Source organism: Micromonospora sp. NPDC005298 (assembly GCF_040607375.1).
Classification (GTDB): Bacteria; Actinomycetota; Actinomycetes; order Mycobacteriales; family Micromonosporaceae; genus Micromonospora.
Window position 1 is genome coordinate 462,568 of sequence record NZ_JBEXGP010000001.1, and the last position, 19,149, is coordinate 481,716.

The 19,149-nt window shown below is 69.8% G+C and carries 18 protein-coding genes and 1 pseudogene; 6 read left to right on the plus strand and 13 right to left on the minus strand.

What is annotated here, in order from left to right; translation table 11 throughout:
- The 3 genes from ABZS77_RS02265 to ABZS77_RS02275 all read right to left on the minus strand — a co-directional run bounded on the left by ABZS77_RS02265 (position 1) and on the right by ABZS77_RS02275 (position 1,615).
- Complete coding sequence (locus ABZS77_RS02265; protein ID WP_354815817.1) at positions 1-402, minus strand: hypothetical protein; 402 nt, start codon at positions 400-402, stop codon at positions 1-3.
- Positions 399-1,202, minus strand: a complete 804-nt coding sequence (locus ABZS77_RS02270) for a methyltransferase domain-containing protein (protein WP_354815820.1) — start codon at positions 1,200-1,202, stop codon at positions 399-401. Before ABZS77_RS02270 ends, ABZS77_RS02265 begins: the two co-directional genes overlap by 4 nt.
- A gap of 119 nt (positions 1,203-1,321) precedes the next feature.
- A complete protein-coding gene (locus tag ABZS77_RS02275; protein ID WP_354815823.1) occupies positions 1,322-1,615 on the minus strand; it encodes a hypothetical protein in 294 nt (97 codons plus the stop codon).
- A 56-nt stretch (positions 1,616-1,671) separates the two neighbouring features.
- Between ABZS77_RS02275 and ABZS77_RS02280 the strand changes: the two genes are divergently transcribed.
- A complete protein-coding gene (locus tag ABZS77_RS02280; protein ID WP_354815826.1) occupies positions 1,672-2,316 on the plus strand; it encodes a TetR/AcrR family transcriptional regulator in 645 nt (214 codons plus the stop codon).
- 124 nt (positions 2,317-2,440) lie between these two features.
- Here ABZS77_RS02280 and ABZS77_RS02285 read toward each other — a convergent pair whose 3' ends face one another.
- From ABZS77_RS02285 to argS, 5 genes are all read right to left on the minus strand, one after another.
- Positions 2,441-4,372 carry an ABC transporter permease subunit gene (locus ABZS77_RS02285; RefSeq protein WP_354815829.1) on the minus strand — a complete coding sequence of 644 codons (1,932 nt, stop codon included), beginning with the start codon at positions 4,370-4,372 and terminating at the stop codon, positions 2,441-2,443.
- Between the two features lie 101 nt (positions 4,373-4,473).
- Positions 4,474-5,904 (minus strand): extracellular solute-binding protein, encoded by a 1,431-nt coding sequence (locus ABZS77_RS02290; RefSeq protein WP_354815832.1) that lies wholly within the window; start codon positions 5,902-5,904, stop codon positions 4,474-4,476.
- Positions 5,905-6,264: 360 nt separating this feature from the next.
- Positions 6,265-7,035: an IclR family transcriptional regulator gene (locus tag ABZS77_RS02295; protein ID WP_354815835.1), complete on the minus strand. Its 771-nt coding sequence runs from the start codon at positions 7,033-7,035 to the stop codon at positions 6,265-6,267.
- A gap of 220 nt (positions 7,036-7,255) precedes the next feature.
- Entirely contained in the window at positions 7,256-10,114 is a 2,859-nt protein-coding gene (locus ABZS77_RS02300) for a hypothetical protein (protein WP_354815838.1), read from the minus strand.
- A gap of 111 nt (positions 10,115-10,225) precedes the next feature.
- Entirely contained in the window at positions 10,226-11,944 is a 1,719-nt protein-coding gene (gene argS / locus ABZS77_RS02305) for an arginine--tRNA ligase (protein WP_354815841.1), read from the minus strand.
- A gap of 333 nt (positions 11,945-12,277) precedes the next feature.
- Here argS and ABZS77_RS02310 point away from each other — a divergent pair, with 333 nt between their 5' ends.
- The 5 genes from ABZS77_RS02310 to ABZS77_RS02330 are packed head-to-tail and all read left to right on the plus strand — an operon-like array spanning position 12,278 to position 16,332.
- Positions 12,278-12,829, plus strand: coding sequence for a sigma-70 family RNA polymerase sigma factor (locus ABZS77_RS02310; protein ID WP_354815844.1), 552 nt, complete (start codon positions 12,278-12,280; stop codon positions 12,827-12,829).
- A complete protein-coding gene (locus tag ABZS77_RS02315; RefSeq protein ID WP_354815847.1) occupies positions 12,826-13,632 on the plus strand; it encodes a zf-HC2 domain-containing protein in 807 nt (268 codons plus the stop codon). The genes ABZS77_RS02310 and ABZS77_RS02315 overlap by 4 nt, the downstream gene beginning before the upstream one ends.
- 11 nt (positions 13,633-13,643) lie before the next feature.
- The gene (locus ABZS77_RS02320) at positions 13,644-14,444 is read left to right on the plus strand and encodes an ATP-binding cassette domain-containing protein (protein ID WP_354815850.1); all 801 of its coding nucleotides are present in this window, start codon (positions 13,644-13,646) and stop codon (positions 14,442-14,444) included.
- On the plus strand, positions 14,441-15,763 hold the full coding sequence (locus ABZS77_RS02325) for a hypothetical protein (protein WP_354815853.1): 1,323 nt from the start codon (positions 14,441-14,443) through the stop codon (positions 15,761-15,763). The genes ABZS77_RS02320 and ABZS77_RS02325 overlap by 4 nt, the downstream gene beginning before the upstream one ends.
- Complete coding sequence (locus tag ABZS77_RS02330; protein ID WP_354815856.1) at positions 15,760-16,332, plus strand: hypothetical protein; 573 nt, start codon at positions 15,760-15,762, stop codon at positions 16,330-16,332. Before ABZS77_RS02325 ends, ABZS77_RS02330 begins: the two co-directional genes overlap by 4 nt.
- Positions 16,333-16,341: 9 nt before the next feature.
- On the opposite strand, the gene ABZS77_RS02335 is transcribed toward ABZS77_RS02330, so the two are convergent.
- The 5 genes and pseudogenes from ABZS77_RS02335 to ABZS77_RS02355 all read right to left on the minus strand — a co-directional run.
- Entirely contained in the window at positions 16,342-17,070 is a 729-nt protein-coding gene (locus ABZS77_RS02335; RefSeq protein WP_354815859.1) for a hypothetical protein, read from the minus strand.
- A gap of 47 nt (positions 17,071-17,117) precedes the next feature.
- Positions 17,118-17,609, minus strand: coding sequence for a hypothetical protein (locus tag ABZS77_RS02340; protein ID WP_354815862.1), 492 nt, complete (start codon positions 17,607-17,609; stop codon positions 17,118-17,120).
- 415 nt (positions 17,610-18,024) lie between these two features.
- Positions 18,025-18,282, minus strand: a complete 258-nt coding sequence (locus ABZS77_RS02345) for a Txe/YoeB family addiction module toxin (protein ID WP_354815865.1) — start codon at positions 18,280-18,282, stop codon at positions 18,025-18,027.
- Entirely contained in the window at positions 18,279-18,554 is a 276-nt protein-coding gene (locus ABZS77_RS02350; protein ID WP_354815868.1) for a type II toxin-antitoxin system prevent-host-death family antitoxin, read from the minus strand. The genes ABZS77_RS02345 and ABZS77_RS02350 overlap by 4 nt, the downstream gene beginning before the upstream one ends.
- Before the next feature lie 443 nt (positions 18,555-18,997).
- Positions 18,998-19,108: pseudogene (locus tag ABZS77_RS02355) on the minus strand (flavin reductase); the annotation flags it as partial.
- Positions 19,109-19,149 lie beyond the last annotated feature (41 nt).

Here is a 19,149-nt window from a genome sequence, read left to right on the forward strand (position 1 = left end):
CTACAGCCGTTCGAAGCTCTCCATGCCGGCGAGTTTCAGCACCTCGGTCCGGGTTGCCGGGCATCCCTGTCGGGTCTGGTCGTCGATCTGCCGGCCGGTCGGCACGGGACCCTGCTTCTCGTACCAGGAATAGAGGTTCACGGTGAGGTTGGCCATGACCCCCGTCTCGGACCCGATTCCCTTCAGCGTCGGCAACTGGCCGTCCAGGTAGGCACACACCTCCTTCGCCGACACCTGCGTGGAGCCACCGTCCGGAGCGGATCCGGCCGCGTTGGACGCGGCGGCGGTTGTTGGAGGGCTGTCCGGTGCCGCGGCCCCGGGCTCGGGCGCGTCGGTTCCGGTGCACGCCGTCGCAGCCAGCACGAGGCAGACGGATGGCGCGAGCAAACGGATCGTTCTCATCGGGTTTCGTCCTGACGTGATTGTTGGTGGGTAGCGGCTGTGGCGGACGGGTTGTCAGCCCCGACGGAGGTTGCGGCGACGAGCCAGAGGCCGGCGGGCAGTCGGTAGCCGACGCCAGGTTCACGGAACCGGTCGAGCAGCCGGGCGACTCCCGCCCGGGCCGAAGCCTGCCCAGCCGGCGGAGCCGCCCGGTACGCGGCACCGGCCGGGCCGACCTCGATGAGCCATTCGGCCACCGCGTCGGCGTCGTCCGGAGTTTCCAGGGCGACATCGCACGGCGTGATCGTGACGGCGGTGAAGCCGGCGCTGGTGAGGATCCGGACGAGCCGGGCGGGGTCGGCGAACGCGAACGGACCGGGCTCGTCACCGACCGGGAGCGGTGGTAGCGGTCCGAGATGCGGTGCGGCACCGAGCATCGCCGCGGACAGCCACGGGTTGACGCCGCTGTCGCGAAAGACGGTCGCGGCGAGGCGCCCTCCCGGGCGCAGTGATCGCCGGATCGTGCGGCAGCTGGCGACCGGGTCCGCCAACAGCATCAGGGTCATTCGTGAGAACGCCGCGTCGAACGGGGCACCCGGCACGACATCGAGAGTCTCGATGTCGGCCACGTGGAACTGGATGCCCGGGTACCCGTCGGTGGGGAACCGGCGCCGAGCGGCGGTCACCATCGCCTCGTCGATGTCGACACCGATCGCCGCGCCGGTCTCGCCGACCGCGGCGGCGATCTCGGCCGTGGTGCCGCCGCAGCCGCAGCCCACATCGAGGACTCGTTCGGCGGGTCGTGCGGCCAGTCGATCCATGGCCGCTGCACCCAGCGGTCGACCGGTCCCGTCCTGCCGATCGGCGTGGCGAATCCAGCCAGCTGCAGCTCCCGCCCAGAAAGCGGCGCTGCGGGCCCGCAGGCTGGCGGTGTCGGCCATCAGAACGGCATCTCGGTGCCGTCGACGCTCATCGAGCGGAAGTGGGCCGCCTTCGTCGGGTCGAAGCCGTCCTCCTGTGCCGCCAGGCCAGCGGCCCGGACCAGCCGTTCGGACTGGAACCGGCGGAATGCCGCTTCGTCCTGCCAGATGTTGATGATCCGCCAGCCGGCCTCTGTCGGCCCGGCGACATGGGCGAGGAGACCCGGGGGCCGGTCCGGCCCGAGGTGCCGTTCCACCTGCCGGTATTCCGCCTCGCTGACGCCGGGCATCTCCTGCAACACACCGAACGGCATAGCCGCCGCCTCTCGATAGAGTGAGCCTCTATCCAATAGAGCACTACACTTGAGAGGTGGTTGTCAAGAGACGTTATGACTCTTCCCGCCGACAGGAGCAGGCCCGACAGACCCGGCGAGCGATCCTCGAAGCGGCTGGCCGGCTGTTCGTCGACCCTGGCTACGCGGCCACACCGCTGACCGCTGTCGCCGTGGAAGCCGGCGTCGCGGTCCAGACCCTGTACGCGGTGTTCGGCAGCAAGCGACAACTGCTCTCCCAACTGGTCGACGTCACCCTGGCCGGCGATGACGAACCGGTGGCCCTGCCGGACCGGCCCTTCGTCGCGGAGATCCGCGCACTCGCCGACCCCCGCGCCAAGCTCACCCGCTACGCCCGCCATCTGGCCGAGGTCAACGCCCGACAGGCTCAGGTGATGCTCGCGCTGGCCGGGGCTGCCACGGCCGATCCGGATGCCGCCGAGATCTGGCGCAAGAACGTCGACGACCGCCGCCGCGGTATGGCCATGTTCGCCGCGGAACTCGTCGGCACAGGGGGCCTCCGCCCTGACCTGGACGTCGAACAGGTGGCCGACATCCTCTGGTTGGCCCAGGACGTCCGCAACTTCGACTGGCTCGTCCGGCAACGCGGCTGGCGGCTGGAGCAGTACGAGCGCTGGTATGTGGACACCGTGAGCGGCGTCCTGGTCGTCAGCGCCGACTAGCGGACAGGCCCAGCCCGCCACCGCATCTCGACCGAGCAGTACTGGCCGAGATGCGGTGGCGGCGGCGAACGCTCGGACGGGTCCGTCTCGTTGCCGGTGCGACCATCGTTGAGGTCGGCCCCGATCAGCCCTTCACCGCGCCAGCGGTGAGCCCTTCGGTCAGGAAGCGCTGCCCGAGGGCGTACATGACGACCACGGGGATGCTGACGAGCAACGACGCCGCGGCGAGCTGCCCCTGCGGTACGACGTCTCCGGCGATCATCGACTGCATCCCCACCGGCAGCGTCTTGTACTCGTCCTTCGTGATGAACACGAAGGCGAAGAGGAACTCGTTCCAGGCGTTGGTCAGGGTGAAGAGCGCGACCGCCAGCAGCCCCGGTTTGGCCAGCGGCAGCACCACCCGGCCGAACGCCTGGAGGCGGGTGCAGCCGTCGACAAGCGCGGCCTCCTCCAGCTCGACGGGGATCGACGAGAAGTAGCCCACAAGCAGCCAGGTGGCGAAGGGGAGCGTGAAGGTCGGGTACGTCACCACAAGGGACCACAGCGAGTCGGTGAGCCGCGCGCCGATGAGCATCTGGTACAGCGGGATGAACAGCAGCGCGCCCGGCATCACGTAGGTGAGCAGCACGGTGACGGTGAAGCCCTGCGCGCCACGGAACCGCAGTCGGGCCAACGCGTAGCCCGCGAGGGCGGCGCAGACCAGGGCCACCGCCGTGGACGCGGCGGACACCAGGATGGTGTTGAGGTACCAGCGGCCGAAGGGCTGGTTGGCGAACAGCGCGCTGAACTGCTCCATGGTCCACGGGGTCGGCCACAGGTCGTCGGTGCGCATGACGACCTGGCCCTCGGACTTGAAGGCCGTGACGGCGATCCAGTACAGCGGGCCCAGCACGAAGAAGAGCAAGCCTGCCAGCGCCACCCAGGACCCCAGGCCCGACACCACTGACGACGACCGGCGACCGCCCCGGGAGTTCAGGGCCGAGACCACCCGGCCGACCGCCGCCGCGACCAGCAGGATCACCCCGAGGACGACAGCCGCCTTCCAGAAGATCTGTGGCGATGCCCAGAGCAGCAGACCGGTGACCACCGCTGTGACGACCCAGGGCAGCGCCCTGCGCGCCGTCGGGGCCCAGCGCCGCGTTCCGAGCCACCGTGCCGCCCCGCGCCGCCGGGGCAGTCTGATGCCGGTGTCCTGACGTAACAGTCGGACCAGGACGAACACCAGTCCGCCGATGACCGGCAGCATGACGAGAGTGACGGCCGCGCCGGCGCCGTACTGCAACTGCAGGATCGCCTTCGAGTACGCGACAAGCACGTACGGCGCGGTCACGTCGCCGGGGCCGCCCTGGGTGAGCAGCCAGACGAGGTCGAAGTTGTTGAACGTCCAGATCGACGACAGGGTCACCGTCACGGTGATCACGTGGCGGAGGCCGGGCAGCGTCACGTTCGCGAACCGCTGCCAGGGCGAGGCCCCGTCGATGGTGGCCGCCTCGTAGAGGTCCGCCGGGATGGCCTTCAACCCCGCGAGGAAACACACGGTGAAGAACGGCACGCCCTTCCAGACGTTGACGAGGATCACCGACGGCATGGCCAGCTCCGGGTCTGACAGCCAGCCCGCCGGCCAGCTGTCGACCAGGTGCGCGCTGGCCAGCAGCGGGCCGATCCCCGTGGCGGTGAGCAGCGTGTTGACACTGCCGAAGATCGGGTCGAGCAGCGCGCGCCAGCTGAACGCCGTCACCACCGTCGGCACCACCCACGGCACCAGCAGCAGGCCGGCGAGCACGGCCCGCCCACGGCGTCGTTGGTGTAGCAGCAGGGCTGCGGCCAGCCCCAACACCACCTTGAAGATCTCGGCGTACGCGGTGAAGACGAACGAGTTCACCACGCCCGTGTGGAACTGCCCGTCGTCGACGAGATGGAGGTAGTTGTCCAGACCGACGAACACGGATTCCTGCCCGTGCCGCTCGGTGGTGCTGGTGACGATGGACCGGGCGATCGGCACGAGAACGAGACCGCCGACCAGCACGGCCATGGGCGCCAGGAACAGCGCCGCCATCCGCCAGTCACGACCCAGCCGCCGCTGGGTCGCCGTGAGAGAGCCGGGCCCCGACGGCAGCTTCTTCCTCGCCGTCGGGACCCGCGCGGGACGGACCGAGCTCACTGCGGCAGCCCCTGCTGGTTGAAGATCTGCACCATCTTGGTGTGGGCCGCCTTCACTGCCTGCGCAGGTGCGGTGCCCTGCACGACCTGCTGCATCATGTCGGTGAGGACGTACGCCGAGCCGACTGCCTGCTGGCCAGCGCTGGCCTTCTGCGGGAAGGTCAGGCCGTTCTTCGTGTTCAGCGGAAGCTGCAACTGGGTGATCTTGCGCAGCATCGGGAACGCCGGGTCGCCGCTCGTGAAGAACGGGTCCGCGTCCCAGACCTTCTCCCAGGCGGGCATCACCAGACCGGGCGCCTCCTTCGCCACGCCGAGCAGCGCGGGCGCGCTGACCAGGTACTGCGCCAGGAGCTTGGCGAGCTGGGGGTTCTTGGCACCCTTGAAGACGACGAAGCCCTGCGACTGGCCGAGCAGCAGGGGATTGTTGGTGGCCGGGCCGATGCAGTCGGAGAACACGTGGGTGTTGGCGTGCACCGGGTTCTTCTTGGTCCGCGAGTCCGCGTAGACGCTGAACTGGTTGCGGGTGTAGCCGAGGATCCCGGCGAGCCAGTTCTCGTTGTTGCTGGTGTCGGTCCAGCTGGCGACCCCCGGCGGCAGCATCCGCTTGTACTTGGAATTGGTGTAGATGTCGCCCAGGAAGGTCACCGCCTGCACCGTCTCGGGGGAGTCGAAGGTGACCTTCCTGCCGTCGTTGGAGGCGATCGACCCGCCGTACGCGTTGATCAGGGCCTCGATCATGCCGTTGCCGTCACCTGACCGGTTCACCGTCATGCCCCAGCCGAACCGGCGTTTGGCCGGGTCGGAGATCTCCAGGCAGAGGTCGCGCAGCTCCTCCCAGCTGTAGATGTCCTTGGGGGTGATGCCCTTGTCCTTCATCCAGTCCTTGCGCAGGAACGACCCGATACCGATGAAGTGGTACGGGATCGCGAACCACCTGCCGTCGAAGACGCAGAAGTTCTTGGCCTCGGCGCAGGGCTCGCCGTACTTGGCGGTCAGCGCCTGGACGACGTCCGTCACGTCCTCCAGGTCGCCGAGTGCCTGGAACTGCGCGACGAACCGGGAGTCGGTCATGAACGCCAGGTCGCGGGCCACCCCGCCCTTGACCTCGGCGTCGATCTTGGCCACCACGTCACCGGCGTCGGCCTGGACCAGACTGTTCTCGATCTTCGTGCCGGTGGTTTCGGCGAACTTCTTGATCGAGCTGTCCAGGGCGTCGTTCGCCGCCGTCGAGTACAGCTTCTGCGACAGCATCCCCATCGAGGAGCCCTTCATCGCCGCGGCGGCGTCGATGAGCTCCTGCGGGACCTCCGGCTGCACCTTGCTCGGTGATTCGGACTCGCCTCCACAGGCGGCCAGACCGGCCGCGCCGAGCACGCCGACCCCCATCCCCAGAAAGCCACGCCGAGACCACATCGGGTTGTCCTTCATGGACACTCGCCTCCTTCATTTGCCCGCGCACGGCTGCACGCCGAAGGCGTACCTGGCGAACGCCGCGATGGTTGTGTTCCAGTTGGGTTCTTGGTGGCGACCACGACGGCCATCCGTCGGGATCAGGTCGTTCGTGGGTTGCCGGTGCCGCACGCCGAGGGGCGCGGCGGGGCCGGGGCGATCGGCGACCGGGCCGAGGCAGTGGCGCTGACGTTCCAGTTCGGTCGGGTCACGGGACCACCGCCGTTCGAAATTTCGAACTAGGTTCGATATACCGGATCGGGTGGACGCGACGCTAGAGCACCCGCGCGACGGGTGTCAATGTTTCGATGCTATTTCGAGCCGAAAACGGGAGTCCGGCTATCGAGGCTGTGCCCGGTAGCCCATCCGGGCCGACAGCGCGGCCGCGCCCTCACGGACCAGCCCGGTCCACTCCACCTGCGCCTGCGGCGTCCAGCGGATGATCGGCGCGGACAGGCTCATCCCCGCGATGATGGCGCCGGAATGGTCCCGGACCGCCGCGGCGACGCAGCGCATGGCGCTGTCGGACTCGCCGATGTCCACCGCGACGTCCTCCTCGCGGACACGTTCGAGATGTTCGCGCAGCCGGTCCGGGTCGGTGATGCTGTCCGGCGTCATGGCCGGCAGGGGATCCCTCAGCAGAACGGCGTCCAGGTCCGCCTTACCGAGCCCCGACAGCAGGATCTTGCCGACCGCCGTGCAGTGGGCCGGCAGCCGCAGCCCGACCCCGGACACCATCCGGACCGGGTGGGTGCTGTCGAACTTGACGAGGTAGATGACATCGGCCCCGTCGAGCACCGCCACGTGAACCGCCTCGTCGCACCTGGCGGCCACATCGCGGGCGACGCCCTGCGCCTCACGTACCAGATCGAGCCGGCCGGCGAACGCCGCGCCCAACTGGAACAGCGGCATACCCAGCCGATACTGCACCGGCTGGCCCGGTACGGAGATCAGGTACGAGCGGGCCTCGAGCGTGACGAGCAGTTCGTGGACTGTCGTGCGGGGCAGGTCGAGCCGCTCCATCACCTGGCGGGCCGACAGTTGAGGCTGGTCCAGGAACAGTTCGAGGACGTCGAGCGCGCGGATGACCGCCGGTACCACACGGGGCATGTCGAAAGTCCCTTCGCAGTGCCGGACCCGTGTCAACGATCTCCACACGGACCAGCACCTGAAGAGGATAGCCACGTCAGCCGTCGGCGCCAGGCTTGGCCGGCGCTGCCGGGGCAGGCCGTCGAACCGGCGGCCCCGGCGCGATCGAGGGGGGCGCCGGCCCCCTGGCGTCCCGAACACTGACACCAGGGGGCCGGCCGTGGCACACGGCGAAGCGTCGTCAGCCGCCGTTCGACACATAGATGGAGTAGCTGGCCGCATCGGTGTCCGTGCCGTCCGCCTTGTGGCCGGTAACGGACAAGGTGTGCGTCTCGTAGTCCTGCGCAGGGGTGTAGGAGATCGTCGCCTTTCCGCTGCTGTCAGCCGGCACATCCGTCGACGGTCCCCCGTCGATCCGCCAGGAGAACGACACGATTCCCGCGGTGCCGCCGCTGAACTCGAAGGTGCCGGGAACACCGCCACCGCCCGACCAGGTGCCGTCCGGATATTCAGCGCTGACGACGTAGGGCGCGGTGCCGACCGTGAAGTCGTAGTCGGTCACGGGCGAGAGTTCACCGCCCGCCGTCAGGCTCTGTACGTGCAGCGTGTTGGTGCCGTTGCGCTCGAACGGCACCGCGACCAGCGTCGACGCGCCGTCGGTGCTGGCCGGCAGAACCTGCTCCGGGCCGTCGTTCACGCGGTAGTGGTACTCGGTCACCTCGCCGAACAGCTGCGTGTAGAAGTAGAAATATCCGGTATAGCCAATCCCCACCCGCGACCAGTCGTAGGTGCTGTACACGTCGACCTTGTTGTCCCGGACGTCGAAGGGCTGCATCCGCAGGTCCGATTCGGTGCCGTCCGCACCGACGCTCGTGACCTGCACCTCGTTGTAGCCCCACGAGACCGGGGTGTACGTGACCGTCGCGGTGCCGTCCGGGCCGGCCGCGATCGTCTGCTCGTCGGCTCCGTTGAACGAGTAGCGGTAGGAGGCGACATCCGGCAGCCCCGGGCTGAAGGTGAACGTCGCGGGCCGGCCGACGGTGCCGCTGCCCTCGGGCGTGTACGTGACCACGGGACCGGACCAGATGGCGAACGTGGAGGTGGTGACGGGCGACCGGGTGCCGTCCGCCAACAGTGCCTGAAGGACCAGGACGTTGTCGCCGGCGTGCTTCGGCGTGACCGTGATGAGCGCGTACGTGTTGCCCTCGTTGGACACGGTCTGCTCGGCCCCGCCGTCGAATCGGTAGGCGAATCCGGTCAGGTTCGGTAGCTGGCTCTCCAGCTCGATGCCCAGCGGCACGCCGACCCCGTCCCGTCGCGGCCAACTGTCCAGCTCGTGGGCGTAGGCGGTCGGACGGGTGTCGATGATGTTGAACTGGTGGGTCGCCACCATCGACGTGGAGCCGTCCGACCGCACCGACCGTACGGCCATCGAATGCCAGCCCGGCGTCGCCGTCCACTCCAGGACGGCGGTGTCGTCGTCGGCCGCCGGAATGCTCTTCCACTCGTCGCCGAGGTTGTACTCGTACGCGACGACGTCGTTGCTGTGCGGGATGAACCGGAACGAGCCGGTCTTACCCGCGACCTGGTCGGTGTCCAGGTTGAACTCCGCCGACTCCACGTCGGGGGCGTCGGTGACCCAGACCTGCACGGTCTCCTGCCCGATGAGCTTGTTCTTCGCGTAACTCCGGACGGCCACCTCGACTCCGCCGCTGGCGGTGAACGTGATCGGACCGGACGCCTTGCCGTCGACCGCCGGGAGGCGGACCTCCGGGCTGTCCTTCAGCTGGTATCCGAACGCGGTGGTCCCGGGCTTCGACGCGACAAACGAGATCGTGCTCGGCAGGCCGACGCCCTTCACGGTGACGGCGACGTTCGGTGCCGTCTCGGCGACCCGGAACTGGTAGGTCTTCTCCGGCCCGCGGTTGCCCGCCGCGTCGACCGACGCGACGTACAGCTCACTGATGTACCTCGGCTTGGGGGTGTACTTCAGGATCGCCTTGCCACCCGGCCGCTTGGCCGGAATCGTCCCGTAGTTGCCCGTCGAGTCACGCCAGGCGAACGCGACCACGTCACGGTCGCCGGCCCCGTCGAAGCGGAAGGTTCCCTCGATGCCGGTACCACCGCCCGGGGTGTCGCCCTCGGGATAGGTCCGCGACGAGACGTTCGGGGGATTCGCCGGGGCGTTCCGGTCCATGACGAGATAGCACGTCCTGCTCCACGGGCCCGCGTCGTAGTAGTCACTGGCCTGTGCCTGCCAGGCGAGGATCGTGCCGTGGGCGTACTGGCTCAGGTCGGTGCCGCCGTAGTCACGGAACTCACGACGCTGATCCGGGTTGTCCACCGGCCAGAGCGCGTACAGCAGGGACGGGTAGTCGCCCTCGTCCGCGTCCTTGGCGGTGGCCGCGAACACCACGTTGCGTGCTGCCGGCGTCGGCTTGGCCAGCGTGCCGCACGGCCGGTCCGGATATGCGAGATGGAGGTTCGTGGCGGTGGGCGGGTGGTTCGCGGTCGCGCCGATCGCCGGCTTCTCGAAGGTGCGACCGGTCCGCGTGTCGGCTTCCTGATCGGCGGTGACCCGCAACTCCAGGGTGATGCTCTTGTCGCGCCGGCCCAGCGCCGCGTTGAGCGTGGCCGCCATGTCGAAGCCCAGGTAGCTCGGGCAGGAGTAGCCGGCGGACCCTCGCTTGGCGGTCAGCAGCTTCTCCAGCTCGGCCGGCGGACGCAGCCAGGTCGTGTTGTCCCTGACCGGGCCGGTCCGCCACACCTCGATGGTGGCCGGGGCGGAGCAGTCGGCGACGGTCTCCTCGGTCGTCGACAGGTACGAGCTGTGTACGACCGTGCCCTTCAGTTGGGTCAGGTCGTACGTGAAGTAGGAGCGGTAGGTGTGCGCCCGGCCGGCGTCGTCGTTCGACGTGCCGACCGGCGGCGTCACCGCCGCATCGGTGACCTTCGCGCGCGGATTCTGCGAATCCAGATATGACCAACTGGTCAGGGTCACATCGGCCGAAGTGGCGGCCGACACCGGAGAGCTGGTTGTCAGGAGCGCGGCCGTGACGGCGACGACCGTCACCGGGATGGCCCGTCTGAGCCGTTTCATGTGGACTTTTCCTCCCCCATGGCGGCGCCCCGATCGACGCCGGCGGGGCGTCATCGTAGCGACGCGCTGCCCTCCGCCGAGGTCCCGTGACGACAGGCGTTTCAGGTCGGCTCACATCCGTTCGGGTGTCCGGATGCCGAGCAGGTACAGCCCCTGCCGGAGCACCCGGGCGGTCAGGTCGCAGAGCACCAGCCGGCTGTCCCGGACCGGCTCGTCGGCCCGCAGCACCGGACACCGTTCGTAGAACGCGCTGAAGGCCGCGGCCAGCCGGTACAGGTAGCCGGCGAGGTGGTGGAACTCCAGGTTGTCCGCGACCTCGCCGACCACCCGGCCGAAGCCGACAAGCTCGAAGGCGAGCGCCCGCTCCGCCGGCTCGGCCAGCGAGACGGTCGCGTCCGGCCGGGCCGCCACCCCGGCCCGCCGGAAGATGGACCGGATCCGGGAGTACGCGTACTGGAGGTAGGGCGACGTGTTGCCGTCCAGGGACAGCATCCGTTCCCAGTCGAGCACGTAGTCCCGGTGCCGGTCGTTGGACAGGTCGGCGTACTTGACCGCGCCGACGCCGACCGCCCGGCCCACCTCGGCCGCCTCCGCCTCGTCCAGCTCCGGGTTCCGCTCCCGGGTCAGCGCGGTCGCCCGGGAGATGGCCTCCTCCAGCAGGCCGACCAGCTTCACCGACCCGCCGGCCCGGCTACGCAGCATCCGCCCGTCCGCCCCGAGGATCGAGCCGAACCCGACATGCTCGGCCCGCGCCGGCGGGGACAGCCAGCCGGCCTGCGCGGCGACCGCGTACACCATCTCGAAGTGCCGCCGTTGCGGCAGCCCGACCACGTAGAGCAGCCGCGTCGCGCCGAGCGTGCCGGTCCGGTGCCGGATCGCCGCCAGGTCGGTCGCCGGGTAGCCGTACCCGCCGTCGGACTTGCGCACGATCAACGGCAGCGGCTCGCCGTCCCGGCCCACCGAGCCGGGCGGGAACACACAGGACGCGCCGTCGCTCTCCCGCAGCAGACCGAGCCGACCCAGGTCGTCGACCACCGGGGCGAGCAGGTCGTTGTAGCTGCTCTCGCCGTGGAAGTCTCCCTCGGTGAGGGTGACGTCGAGCCTGTCGTACACGGTCATGAAGTACCGCTCGGACTGCTCCACCAGCAGCCGCCACAGCCGCAGCGTCACCTCGTCGCCGCCCTGCAGGGCCACCACCCGCCGCCGGGACCGCTCGCGGAACGCCTCGTCGGCGTCGAACGCCTCCCGGGCCGCCTTGTAGAACGAATCCAGGTCACCGACGGACAGCTCCTGCGCGGCCTCCACCTCACCCAGGTCGACCAGGTGCTCGATCAGCATCCCGAACGGGGTGCCCCAGTCGCCCAGGTGATTGGCCCGCAGGACCCGGTGCCCCAGCCACTCCAGCAGCCGGGCCGCCGCGTCGCCGATCACCGTCGAGCGCAGGTGGCCGACGTGCATCTCCTTCGCCACGTTCGGCGCCGAGTAGTCGATGACCACGGTCTCCGGCTCGGCGACCACCGGCACACCCTGCCGGGGATCGGTGGCGAGCGCGGACACCAGCCCGGCCAGGGCCGCGTCGGCGACTGTCAGGTTGAGAAAACCCGGCCCGGACACCTCAGCCGTGCTGCACAGGTCGGAAAGTTCGGCGTACCCCAGCACCTCGGCGGCGATGTCGCGCGGCGGCCGGCCGAGCCGCCGGGCCAGCGCCAACGCCGCGTCGGACTGGAAGTCCGCGCGCCCGGACCGCCGCACGACAGGGTTCACCGGTACGCCGGCCACCGTCGCGAACGCCGGCGCCAGCCGGTCGGTAAGCAGCTTTTCCAGATCCATGGGTACGCCGATCTCGCTCGGATCCGCCGCTCGCGGATCACCGGAAGGGGATGCGGGCGGACCGAGGACGATCGGTGCTGACCGGCGGCTCGATCCGCCGGTCGCAGGTGAGGGATGCTCAGCGCGGGCGGTCGCAGGACCGCCGGCGTCGCAGCGCGCCGAACAGGACGTCGGAGGACGCCGTCGGGAACGCGTACGAGCTGGGCATGGCCCCAACCTAACCAGCCGACCCGGGGCCGCGCAACGCTGTTGACGTCCGACCCGGACGGCGATGGTGACGGCGGTCACACCGATGCGAGACCCGATCACGGGGAGGCGATCGTCTTACCTGATGTGAGACGAAGTCTGGACGCGGCCGACGAGCAGGAACTGGTCCGCCGGGTGGCCCGCGGTGACCGGCGAGCCTTCGACGAGCTGTACCGGCGTACCGCGCCCTGGCTGGAGGTGCGGCTGCGGCGTCGGTGCGCCGACGCGGACGTGGTCGCCGACGTCCTCCAGGAGACCTACCTGACGGTCTGGCGGGCGGCCGGCAGCTTCGCCGGTGACCAGGTCAGCGGCAGCGCCGTCGGCTGGTTGTGGACCATCGCCGCGCACCGCCTGGTCGACGCGTTCCGGCGCCGCTCCCGGCAGGCCCGGATGCCGCAGGTGCACCAGGTCGAGACGGTCGTACCCGCCGCCGAGGACGAGGTGCTGGCCGGCCGGGTCGGGCAGGAACTCGAACAGGCCCTCGCCGTTCTGCCGCCCGAGGTCCGGGCGGTGCTGCGCGCCACGGTCCTCGACGGCTTCACCGTCCGCGAGACGTCCGTGCTGTTGGGCGTACCCGAGAACACAGTCAAGTCCCGGATCCGCCGCGCCCGGATCGTCCTGCGGGAGGCCCTGTCATGACCACGCACCCCACCCTGAACGAGATCGCCCGCTACGCCGACGGCGATCCGGGCCTCGACGAGGCGACCGTCTGGTCGATCGAGGTGCACCTGGAGAGCTGCGCCGACTGCCGTGCCCGCCTGGCCGGCAGCACCACCGCCGAGTCGCGCGCCCTGGTCGCCGAGGTCGCGGCGGCCGTCGACCGTGGGATCGCCGCCGGGCCCGCGCCACGATCCAGGAGCTTCTTCCGTACGCCGGTGCGGCAGCGCTGGTTCGTGGCGGCCCTGCTGCCGTGGGTCGCCATGACCGCCGGTGTGCTCGGCACCGCCGCCCTGCTCACGTACTTCCTGTCCGAGTTGCCGTCGATCGTGTTGCTGCTCGCGCCCCTGGCGCCGCTGCCCGGGGTCGCGGTCGCCTGGAGCAGACTCGGCGACCCGGCCTGGGAGCTGATCGTCGGCACCCCCTCGGCCGGTCTGACGATGCTGCTGCGCCGTACCGCCGGGGTGCTCGCACTCGTCATCCCGGTGCTCGCCGCGTTCGCCGTCCTCGGCGCCAGCCGGGCGGACCCCGCGCTGATGCTGCTGCCGTGCCTGGCCTTCACCGCCGCGACGCTGCTGCTCGGCTCCCTCGTCGGCGTCCACCGCGCCGCGATCGGCCTGATGGCGGCCTGGGCCGCCGCAGTGGTCGCGCCAAGCCTCGCCACCGCCGAACTTCCGGTGCTCCTCCAGCCGCCCGCCACCGGCGGTTGGGTCGTCGTCACTGTCGTGCTGGCCGCCCTGACCCTCCTGCGCGCCCACAGCTTCCGGCGCCTCACCTCGTTCTGAAGGGAACCACGATGCGAGCGGTGAGTACGGCCGAGACGGCCACCACCATCCACCCCTGGGCCGTCCACGCCGAGGCGCTGAAGGTACGGGCCGGCCGCCACCTGGCCGTCGACGGGCTCGACCTGAGCCTGGGCACGGGCGTGCACGGACTGCTGGGGCGCAACGGCGCCGGCAAGACGACGTTGATGCGTGCCATCGCCACCGTGCTCAAGCCGGCCGGAGGCCGGCTCACCCTGCTCGGCAGTTCGGTCGACGGCCGCGCCGACCTGCGCCAGGCCCGGCGCGCGCTTGGCTACCTGCCGCAGCACTTCGGCTACTACCCGCGGTTCACGGTGCGCGAGTTCGTGTCGTACATGGCCTGGTTGAAGGAGATGCCGAAGCGCGACATCCCGGCGGCCACCCAGCGCGCGATCGACCGGGTGGGGCTCAGCGCCAAGGCCGACGCCAAGCTCCGGACACTCTCCGGCGGGATGCTGCGCCGGGCGGGCGTCGCCCAGGCCATCGTCAACGACCCGCAGGTCCTGCTGCTGGACGAGCCGACAGTCGGCCTCGACCCCGAGCAGCGCCTCGACCTGCGCGAGCTGCTGCGCGACCTGGGTACTGACGCCTGCGTGCTGGTCTCCACCCATCTCGTCGAGGACGTGGTCGCCGCCTGCACAGAGGTCGTGCTGATCAACGAGGGCCAGCTGGTGTGGCAGGGCACACCGGCCGCGCTCGCCGAACAGGGCGACGAACGCCACCCGGGCGACAGTCCCGCCGAACGCGGCTACTCGGCCCTGCTCCGCAGCCACCTCGCGGAGGCCACCCGATGAGCGTCCTCGGGATCGAACTGCGGCGCTCCGCCGCGGCCGGCGCCGCCCTGATCACGGTGACGGTCGGCGTCGCCGCCCTCTACACCGCACCGGGACGCTGGTCGGAGGGCTGGATGTCCCTCGCGCTGACGGTGAAGGAGTACATGATCCTGCTGTGGCCGATCGCCCTGGCCGCAGGAGCGTGGCAGGGCCGCCGCGAGCACCGGGCCAAGGTCGGCGAACTGTTCGCCACCACACCCCGGTCCCGCGCCCGCCGGATGCTGCCGGTCCTCGTCGCGATGGGAGCCTCGGTCGGGCTCGCCTTCCTGCTCGTGGTCGGTGCCGGCGGCCTGTGGATCGCCTCGACCGCCGCCTACTTCCCGCCGGACGTCGTCGCCATCACGCTCGTCGGCGCGCTCTCCCTCGTCGCGGCCGCCTGGCTCGGCCTGGGCATCGGACGACTGCTGCCCGCTCTGGTGACCGCACCCGTGCTCGCCGTGGCCGGTGTGCTGCTTGTCTTCTTCACCGCGATCATGCGACCGGACTGGATGGGCGCGATCATGTCCCCCGCCTACGGCAGCAGCCCGTTCTACGCGTTCCAGACCATCGACCCGCGGGTCACCGCCGTACTCGCCCTCTTCATGGGCGGGCTCGCGCTTACCGGCGTACTCCTGCTTGTCGCCCGAGGCCCACGGACCTCGGTGGCAGCCGTCCTGCCGGTGCTGCTCGGGTTCGGCGCCGCGGCGGCGATCGTCCCCCGCGACGAGGCCGCCCTCGTCGCACCGATCGACCCCGTGGCCCGCGAACTCGTCTGCACCGACGACGCGCCGAAGGTCTGCGTCACACGCGTCAACTCGAACGTGCTTGACGCGTTGACCCCACTCGCCCGCGAGGGCCTGGCCGTCCTCGCGAAACTGCCGGACGCCCCCACGCAGGCGCATGAGGAAAGGTGGGCCTACCCCGTCGAGGACGCGCCGACGCGTGACGCAGGCATCGTCACGATCACCGTCCGGATCGACGACCACGGAGGCCTCGCCCACCCCGACGCAGTGGTCCCCGAGATGGTCTTCGGCCTGGGCACCGGATACGGCAACCCGGAATGCGAGCGCAACGGCGCGGTCGAACGGGCAGCCGCCTACCACCTGCTCGGCCGCGAGCCGGTCTCCGACGTCGGCGTCATCCCCGAAATGATCGAGGAGGAACCGCAGCTCAACGCCGAAGCGGTGGAACTGTGGCAGGGCCTGCAGAAGCTCCCCGCACCGGAAGCGCTCGCCCGCGTGACCGCGGTACGCGACGCCCTCCTCGCCTGCCAGGACCCCACCGGGCTGCTGTCCCGATGACCCTGCACCTGCGCGCACGACGCGTACCCCTGGCACTTGCCGCGTCCGTCGGCGCCGCAGCCCTCATCTGGGCGCTGTGGCTGACCCTCTCCACCGAGCGCGACGCCATCCTCCTGCTCGTCGTCCTGACTGTCATGCTGATGGTGGCGGTCCTGTCGACCACGCTCGCCGCCCCGGACGAAGACCTGGAACGCACGGCCGCACTGCACTGGCCGTGGCGCCGAGCCGTCCACCTGCTGGCCGCGCTGGCGGTCGTACTCGTCGTGCTGCTCGCCACCCAACCCACAGGCGCCCGGTTCGGCCCCGCCGCGCTCGTGGTCCGCGACTCCGCCGGCCTGCTCGGCCTCACCGCCCTCTGCGCGGCGGTCGTCGGCGCGGCCCGCGCCTGGTTCCTCCCCATGGGCTGGGCTGTCGTCGCGGCCATGTTCCCCCAGTCGGGCACGTGGGGGGCGCTCGCCACCTGGGCGGGACAACCCCACACCAGCCGGCCCGCCGCCGTGGTCGCGGCCGTCCTGGCGGTCACGGGCCTTGTGACGTACGCCCTCCTCGGAGCCGCCCGGCGCGAGTGACGGCGGGGCTCAGGATGCGGTCGACTGGTACCTGTGGAGCGCAGCATCGGCGACCTGGGTGAGCAACCCGTCGTTGCCGGGTTTGTTGCCCTCCTCCTGGATCACCACCAGAGTGGTTCCGATCCGGACGAGCAGGACGTCGCACTTCAGCGCGTCAGCGCCCGTCGTCGCGGTGCAGCTGACGTGGACACTCTCATCGCCCAACCGGGGCCCTGGCGCCGATGCGTAGCGGTGGGTGGCGCCGCCGACCTGAGCGGACGGCGAAGCGGTGGGACAACGGTCGATGAAGGCTCGCAGGTCGGCAATCGCTCGTCGGGCACCGTCATCGGCGTAGGTCCGGAGGACTTCGGTGCCCACCCAGAAGTCATCGGGACCCGCGTCATAGCTGAGGGTGGCTGCGGCGATCGCCGACGGGGTGCCGGTCAGCCGCCGGGCGGACAGCAGCGGAATCATCTCGTGCGTACAGGATGGGTCTGCACCGGAATGGCTGTCCCCAGCGTCCCGGGCCATCACAGTCGCGATGTCCACAGTGAATCCGGCCGGCAGCGACTCCGTGGTCACCAAGCGTGCCGACAGCGCCGCGGAGTACCCGGATCCGCCGGTCGCCGGAACTGCGGCTGTCGCCGGCGTCGTTTCGTTGGCCGCTTGGTCCACCGGTTGAGCCGTTGAAGAAGCACAGCCCGTCACCACCGAAACGGCCACCACCGCGACCAACCTACGCAGCACCATCCTGGGCACGGACAGACTCCACTTCTCGCGGGACGCGTCAAGCTACCAGCGCCCGCTCACGTGATCGGCGAGACGGGCCCGGTCGTCGGCTCCGGCGGATGCCAGGCCCGGATCCTGCGGTCCGGCAGGTTCCTCGTGGACGGCCACAGCTGCACGCGCCAGACGTCGCCTGGTCTGGTGGAACCGGGCCAGCCCCGGTTGACGAAGCCCCGGCCGCAGATGCGCACCCCGTATCGCCCGTCGGGCACCTCACACCGCCTGTACTCCAACGTCGGCGAGCCGTACCACAGCTCTCCGCCGTCGATCTGCAACGCGCACTCGAAAATCTCTTCCCACCGCCCGAAATCCCGGGGCGGCGGCTCGGCCCACACCTCGACCCGGAGTGGCATCTCGAAATTGTTCTGGTGCGGCACGTACACGAGCACCGTGTGATCGTCGCTGGCGATGTGCTGGCCGGCCTGCGCCTCCCGTCCGAGCATGCTCAGGTCCGAGTCGACGCCCGTCGTACCGGAGAGAGTGAACTGCCCGTAGTCCAGAGCGACAGTCATGTCATGAGCCGTGATCGGCGCCGGCGTCCCCACAGCAGACAGTGTGCCGCGCCGCCGATCACCCCGTAGCCCCGTGACCGGGTCACGCCCCACCGTCGCAAGAGTGACAGCACGGGCCGAAGCTGTGTCCTCGTCCGCCGCTCACTGCTCCTGCGACTTGTATCGCTCCTGGTACCTCGCCTCGACTTCTGCGGAGTGCACCCACGAGATGATCACGGCGTTCCATCTCGTCGGACGGACCCTGACCGGTACCCAGGTTGACGTTCCACTCCTGCACAACTTCGCCGCTCTCGCTGACGCCCAGGACGTACACAGGCGATCGCTCATCCTGGGTCGAAAGCCACTCTCGAAGCTCACCAACGTTCATGGATAGCCCGGCCGCCGCTACCCCGGCGCTTTTGGTTTCAGTCGGGTGCTATCGGTCGCCGTAGTGGTATCGGCAGGCGATGATCTCGACGTCTTCCTTGGTGATCCGATACACCAGCCGGTGTTCGCGATCGATTCGACGGGACCAGAAGCCGGACAACTCTCCCCGGAGGGGCTCCGGCTTGCCGATGCCCTCGTACCCGTTGCGCATCACGTCCGCGATGAGGTCGTTGATGCGCTTGACCAGCTTACGGTCGGTGTGGCTGAGGTACTGGTTCCAGGCTGTCGCGGTGAAGACCAGCCTCACGCGATGTCCCGCTCGGCGGCCGGATCGGTCAGTTCCCGCTCGGCCGTGTCGCCGTGCTCAAGCTCCGCGATCGATCGGCGAAGAGCTGCGGCGTTGCTCGGGCTCCGCAGGAGGTACTCGGTTTCCTTCATCGACTCGTACTCGGCCAGGGAAACGATCACCACCGGCTCGTGGCCCGACCGGGTCACGACCACTTCCTCGGCGTCGTTGATGACGCTGTCGAGTTCGCCGGCCAGGTTTTGTCTTAGTTGGGTGAAGTTCACCGTCCGCATGATCACCTCCAGGTACGTACAGAAAACTGTACCTCGGGAGCGGGCTTTCACTCCACTCCCGGAGGTTCTGTAGGAGCCGAGATGGCCGCCAACGACCCCAACGAGGGGGTGGTGACCTGCGGAAGAGTGGGCCGCCAGGGACTCGAACCCTGGACCTATGGATTGCCGGCGGACGGGCCTTCTGCGGTGTGGTTTGAGGTCATCCGGCCTGCTGAGGCGCTTCTCGGGGGCTCGGCTGACACGGTTGCTGTACATCGCTGCTGTCCTGCTGGTGTCACACGAGGCGTTGGATGCGGACCTTGGGGCGCTCGTTTCTCAGATGGCCTAGCTTGTGCTGGCGGACCTGCTCGTTCCAGACCGCCTGGTCGTAGTCCGGGTCCGGCGGGATCCACTTGTGGGAGCCGTCGCTGTAGTGAACTTCTCGTCGCCGGGTCGCAGGATGCTCATCGGGTCCAGCCGAGGAAGCGGTGATGGAGGTGGCCGGCGGGGACGCGGGAGAGGTCGTGTGCCGCGTTGACGAGTTGGGCGGCCAGGTAGAGAGCCAGCGACACGGGGCGCGGTCGTACTCCGCGCGCAGCTCTCGCCGCTTTCCCCG

Excerpts from the sequence above, each read along its gene's own strand:
- ABZS77_RS02300 (WP_354815838.1), bottom strand. The coding sequence starts at position 10,114 with ATGAAACGGCTCAGACGGGCCATCCCGGTGACGGTCGTCGCCGTCACG.
- ABZS77_RS02285 (WP_354815829.1), bottom strand. The coding sequence starts at position 4,372 with ATGGCGGCGCTGTTCCTGGCGCCCATGGCCGTGCTGGTCGGCGGTCTC.
- ABZS77_RS02265 (WP_354815817.1), bottom strand. The coding sequence starts at position 402 with ATGAGAACGATCCGTTTGCTCGCGCCATCCGTCTGCCTCGTGCTGGCT.
- ABZS77_RS02315 (WP_354815847.1), top strand. The coding sequence starts at position 12,826 with ATGACCACGCACCCCACCCTGAACGAGATCGCCCGCTACGCCGACGGC.
- ABZS77_RS02320 (WP_354815850.1), top strand. The coding sequence starts at position 13,644 with ATGCGAGCGGTGAGTACGGCCGAGACGGCCACCACCATCCACCCCTGG.
- ABZS77_RS02325 (WP_354815853.1), top strand. The coding sequence starts at position 14,441 with ATGAGCGTCCTCGGGATCGAACTGCGGCGCTCCGCCGCGGCCGGCGCC.
- ABZS77_RS02295 (WP_354815835.1), bottom strand. The coding sequence starts at position 7,035 with ATGCCCCGTGTGGTACCGGCGGTCATCCGCGCGCTCGACGTCCTCGAA.
- argS (WP_354815841.1), bottom strand. The coding sequence starts at position 11,944 with ATGGATCTGGAAAAGCTGCTTACCGACCGGCTGGCGCCGGCGTTCGCG.
- ABZS77_RS02350 (WP_354815868.1), bottom strand. The coding sequence starts at position 18,554 with ATGCGGACGGTGAACTTCACCCAACTAAGACAAAACCTGGCCGGCGAA.
- ABZS77_RS02330 (WP_354815856.1), top strand. The coding sequence starts at position 15,760 with ATGACCCTGCACCTGCGCGCACGACGCGTACCCCTGGCACTTGCCGCG.
- ABZS77_RS02270 (WP_354815820.1), bottom strand. The coding sequence starts at position 1,202 with ATGGATCGACTGGCCGCACGACCCGCCGAACGAGTCCTCGATGTGGGC.
- ABZS77_RS02290 (WP_354815832.1), bottom strand. The coding sequence starts at position 5,904 with ATGAAGGACAACCCGATGTGGTCTCGGCGTGGCTTTCTGGGGATGGGG.
- ABZS77_RS02275 (WP_354815823.1), bottom strand. The coding sequence starts at position 1,615 with ATGCCGTTCGGTGTGTTGCAGGAGATGCCCGGCGTCAGCGAGGCGGAA.
- ABZS77_RS02340 (WP_354815862.1), bottom strand. The coding sequence starts at position 17,609 with ATGACTGTCGCTCTGGACTACGGGCAGTTCACTCTCTCCGGTACGACG.